This window comes from Sulfitobacter sp. L-8 (genome assembly GCF_056859255.1).
Genome location: NZ_JBSXOD010000030.1, coordinates 1 through 3,506, shown reverse-complemented (window position 1 = coordinate 3,506; position 3,506 = coordinate 1). Strand labels below are relative to the sequence as shown.

The 3,506-nt window shown below is 55.8% G+C and carries 7 protein-coding genes; 2 read left to right on the top strand and 5 right to left on the bottom strand.

Translation table 11 applies throughout. From position 1 onward, the window contains the following. Nucleotides 1–328: 328 nt before the first annotated feature. The 4 genes from AC13DE_RS02860 to AC13DE_RS02845 all read right to left on the bottom strand — a co-directional run bounded on the left by AC13DE_RS02860 (nucleotide 329) and on the right by AC13DE_RS02845 (nucleotide 1,703). Entirely contained in the window at nucleotides 329–532 is a 204-nt protein-coding gene (locus tag AC13DE_RS02860) for a CcdB family protein (protein ID WP_483046992.1), read from the bottom strand. An 82-nt stretch (nucleotides 533–614) separates the two neighbouring features. Further along, a complete protein-coding gene (locus AC13DE_RS02855) occupies nucleotides 615–836 on the bottom strand; it encodes a type II toxin-antitoxin system CcdA family antitoxin (RefSeq protein ID WP_483046991.1) in 222 nt (73 codons plus the stop codon). A gap of 103 nt (nucleotides 837–939) precedes the next feature. Then, the gene (locus AC13DE_RS02850) at nucleotides 940–1,386 is read right to left on the bottom strand and encodes a recombinase family protein (RefSeq protein ID WP_483046990.1); all 447 of its coding nucleotides are present in this window, start codon (nucleotides 1,384–1,386) and stop codon (nucleotides 940–942) included. Further along, nucleotides 1,383–1,703 (bottom strand): hypothetical protein, encoded by a 321-nt coding sequence (locus AC13DE_RS02845; protein ID WP_483046989.1) that lies wholly within the window; start codon nucleotides 1,701–1,703, stop codon nucleotides 1,383–1,385. The genes AC13DE_RS02850 and AC13DE_RS02845 overlap by 4 nt, the downstream gene beginning before the upstream one ends. Nucleotides 1,704–1,754: 51 nt before the next feature. Between AC13DE_RS02845 and AC13DE_RS02840 the strand changes: the two genes are divergently transcribed. Beyond that, nucleotides 1,755–2,000 (top strand): type II toxin-antitoxin system ParD family antitoxin, encoded by a 246-nt coding sequence (locus AC13DE_RS02840; RefSeq protein ID WP_483046988.1) that lies wholly within the window; start codon nucleotides 1,755–1,757, stop codon nucleotides 1,998–2,000. A gap of 120 nt (nucleotides 2,001–2,120) precedes the next feature. Then, a complete protein-coding gene (locus AC13DE_RS02835; RefSeq protein WP_483046987.1) occupies nucleotides 2,121–2,294 on the top strand; it encodes a type II toxin-antitoxin system RelE/ParE family toxin in 174 nt (57 codons plus the stop codon). Between the two features lie 3 nt (nucleotides 2,295–2,297). Here the strand turns inward: AC13DE_RS02835 and AC13DE_RS02830 are convergent, their stop codons facing one another. Then, the gene (locus tag AC13DE_RS02830) at nucleotides 2,298–3,401 is read right to left on the bottom strand and encodes a tyrosine-type recombinase/integrase (RefSeq protein WP_483046986.1); all 1,104 of its coding nucleotides are present in this window, start codon (nucleotides 3,399–3,401) and stop codon (nucleotides 2,298–2,300) included. Nucleotides 3,402–3,506: the final 105 nt, after the last annotated feature.

Below are 3,506 nucleotides of genomic sequence, written 5' to 3'. Positions count from 1 at the left end.
CTATAGAGTTTATTAAATTATATAGATGAAGTGTCAGATGATAGAATGGCTATGCATTGTATACACCTTTGCCATCCAAAACACGACTGGGGTTCACCGAGCAATCTACACCTCCGTCAAACATGTTGTCGAGTGAGGAATGATTTTCACCAGATGTTGTGGCAAATTTTCCACAGCAATCAGGAACAAATGCGCTAGCGGCTGATGGCGACGCGCTGCACGGTCCGATAGACCGTTGGTCTTGAAACAGCGAACACTTCCGCCAGATCGCTGATAGAGACTTGCCTCAATACACCGGTTTTCTACCCACGGGCTTAAAGACTGGCGATCAAAAACCGTGAAACAACATGTCGAGCGCAGCAAAGCTTTCAGACAATTCCCCGATCGGGGACTTCAATATGCTGGTCGGCACGGCGGCAATGTATTGCGTCATCATCACATGCACTGCACCCTCAATCTCAAACGCAGGATTCAACCGGCTCGCAGCAATGGGCGCGATATCTTTCCGTAGGAGCGGCACTACTGCGCGCACATTAACCCCTCCAGCAGGTCACTTTGCACATCCAGCAAATAGCCGTTTTCCGCAGGATCCGCGAACAGATCATACTGCGCCATCAGAACTGCCTGTATTTTTCCAGAGGCAGGCCATGTTGTGCGACCCAGTCATTCGAGCTTTGGATCGCGGCTCGGTTCTTCTCCAGCCATTCAGAAGCTTTCTGTTTACGCACGGCTTCGCGCAGGCTGCGCTCGAACGTGGCCGACAGATTGATGTTCAACGCACGAGCCTCGTCCAGAAGCACTGGGTCTATGGTCAAATTGGTCGCACTTTTGGTCATGTGTACCTCATAGGCATACATCATGCGCATAGATAGCACTCATGGCTTCAACTGCAAAGATGACTGGCGCTGTTGTAATGGGCCCAAGCGGACAGAAAATATGCTATCCGCTGACAGCCCCGCGTTGCAAGGTTCTGTAGACGGTTGGTCTCGAGACATCGAACAGCTCCGCCAGATCGCTGATGGAATACTCCCCGGTGGCAGGCATGCGCACCAGCTCCTTTTGTTGCTTGTCCGAAAGCTTTCGTTGCCTGTCCCGCAACTTGCCCTTTGCCCGTGCGACAGCCATATCCTCCTTGGTTCGCATCCGGATCAGATCTGCTTCGAACTCCGCAAAGGTGGCAAGGATGTTGACGAGCATCTTAACCATTGGATCTGCCAGATCGTAGATGGACACTCCCACCGCGAGCTTTACGCCTTTCTTCTCCAGCTGATCCGCAATGATGCGGGCATCTGGCACGGACCTCGCCAGGCAATTTAGTTTTGGCAAGACCAGGGCGGGCATGGTTGGTTCAGGGACGGCGATCTGGAATTCATCCACGCCCGTCATCGCCCCCACAATAGCTTCGGCTGGGCTGTCCCGATCGGTTTTTGGACATTCCTCAGGGGGCTTGTCGCCACCGCAAGCCAGCCCACCGACACATTGACTGGCCCATCTTGACCGCGGTCAAGATGCTCTATGACCAGTTTCCGGACTGCCTCCTCAACACGAGGAGAGAGGTCAGCGTCCACATCAATGGTGATGCGGTTGCCCTTTCGGCCAATGTTCACGCGCTCACTGGGAAGTGTTTCCTGCGCCAACGGTTTGGTGGCCATGAGCAAGGTAACCGCCGCTTCGACACGAGTGGCAGTAGCTGTATGGGCCATTCTTGTATTTTGGCAAACTCTGCCATACTTTTTCTAAAGAGGGAGATGATCATGGGTACCATGAATATTTCATTGCCAGATCTGATGAAGACGTGGGTCGAAGAACAAGCAAAAACTGGACGCTATGCTAATTCCAGCGACTATGTTCGCGACCTGATCCGGCGTGACCGCGCCCATCATGAGGCCATTGCTGAAATTCAAGCCGCTGTCGACGTGGGCCTGGCCATCGGCCCGGCGGCCACGCTCGATCGCAGCACGTTCAAGTCCCAAATGCGCGCCGAATATGCCGGAGAATAGCCGTTGGGTTATTAGAACGGCGGCTGGAACGGAGCTGTCTGACATCTGGCAGCACAGAGCTGGCAACGGGGTGTAGCGCAAACAGATGGCTATGCAGACGGTCTTTTTGCCATCTTCGACTTGCTTGTAAACTTTCCGGAGATGGCCCGTGAACGCAATAAGTTCACAACTCCGTTACGCATTCATCCTAGCCGAGTGTATCTAGTGATTTACAAAACCGACGGAAAGGTGGTCGATATCCTCCGCATCCTGTATGCCCACCAGAACCTGACAGCCTATCTGATCGAGGGTTGACCGTCATAGCCCCGCTGCTTTTGTGAGATTCACCCGGAACCTGTCACGCCTTCGCTGATACCGGCGTGTCATCTCGGCGCTGGCATGGCCCAATTGCTTTTGAACATAGCGCTCGTCGACCTCGGCGCTACTGGCAAGACCTGCGCGCAGGGAGTGGCCGGAGAAGAGGGCAAGGCGCTTTTTCTCTGGCAGGTCGGATCGAATGCCAGCGTGGAGGACCGTGCGCTTGATCAGGCGGGCGACATGCTTATCGTTCAGTCTTGCCTCGGACGCGCGTTTGCCATCGCGCGAGGTGCCGACAAAGATAGGCCCGAAGTCGATTTTGGCGAAGTGCAGCCACTGCTTCAACGCATGCACCGGGCAGGTCTGATCGCTGGACCCAAGGCCGATCTCGACCTCGCGCCAGCCGGTCTTGGCATTGAGGGTGAGGAGAGCCCCCTTGTCGAAGATCTCGACCCAGCCGCCAGAGTCCGGCGTGTCGTCCTTCTGAACATCTAGGCTGACGATTTCCGAACGCCGCAGGCCGCCGGCATACCCCAGAAGCAGGATCGCCCGATCCCGCAGGCCACGCAGATTGAAGGGCAAGGTTGCGACCATCGCAAGGATATCCTCGGCCAGGATCGCCTCTTTCTGCACCGGCGGGCGCGCGTGCTTGCGCTTGATCCCCGCAAGCACGGTGGCTATGTGGCGGTTCTTGCGATCAAGGGCGAATCCGCGCTGAGCATAGTTCCAAGCGAGGCCCGAGAGGCGCCGGTCGATGGTGCTGACTGCCAAGGCAGGGGATAGCCCTGACCCGGATGCGAGATCTGCGAGGTAAAGCCCGATCATTTCAGTCGAGGGCGGCAGCGGCTCCGCGCCCTTCAGCCGGCACCAGCGCGTGAAGTGAACCCAATCCTTCGCATAGGCCTTCAGCGTATTTTCTGAAGCGGCGGCGCGGGCATAGTCGCGGGCTGTGTCGACCAGCCGATTGAGTGTGCCAGAGCCTGCGACAGAGGAAGGTAGGTTGAGGGGCGCGCTGTCAGGGCTATCACTCGCGTTGTCTTCGTTGATCGAGGTGTCGTTCGGGGGTTCTGTCGTTGTGCCGAGGTTTTTGAGACTGGGTGCCATGTGTTTTCAATGGTTTGTGGTTTTTTCATTTTGAGATTGAGTCGGGGTAATTGATACTGTAGAGGAAAAGGAGTCGATATTTATGAGACTATCCCGCAGCCGCGC

Coding starts and splice junctions, on each gene's coding strand:
- AC13DE_RS02830 (WP_483046986.1), bottom strand. CDS start 3,401: ATGGCACCCAGTCTCAAAAACCTCGGCACAACGACAGAACCCCCGAAC.
- AC13DE_RS02845 (WP_483046989.1), bottom strand. CDS start 1,703: ATGGCCCATACAGCTACTGCCACTCGTGTCGAAGCGGCGGTTACCTTG.
- AC13DE_RS02855 (WP_483046991.1), bottom strand. CDS start 836: ATGACCAAAAGTGCGACCAATTTGACCATAGACCCAGTGCTTCTGGAC.
- AC13DE_RS02840 (WP_483046988.1), top strand. CDS start 1,755: ATGGGTACCATGAATATTTCATTGCCAGATCTGATGAAGACGTGGGTC.
- AC13DE_RS02850 (WP_483046990.1), bottom strand. CDS start 1,386: ATGACGGGCGTGGATGAATTCCAGATCGCCGTCCCTGAACCAACCATG.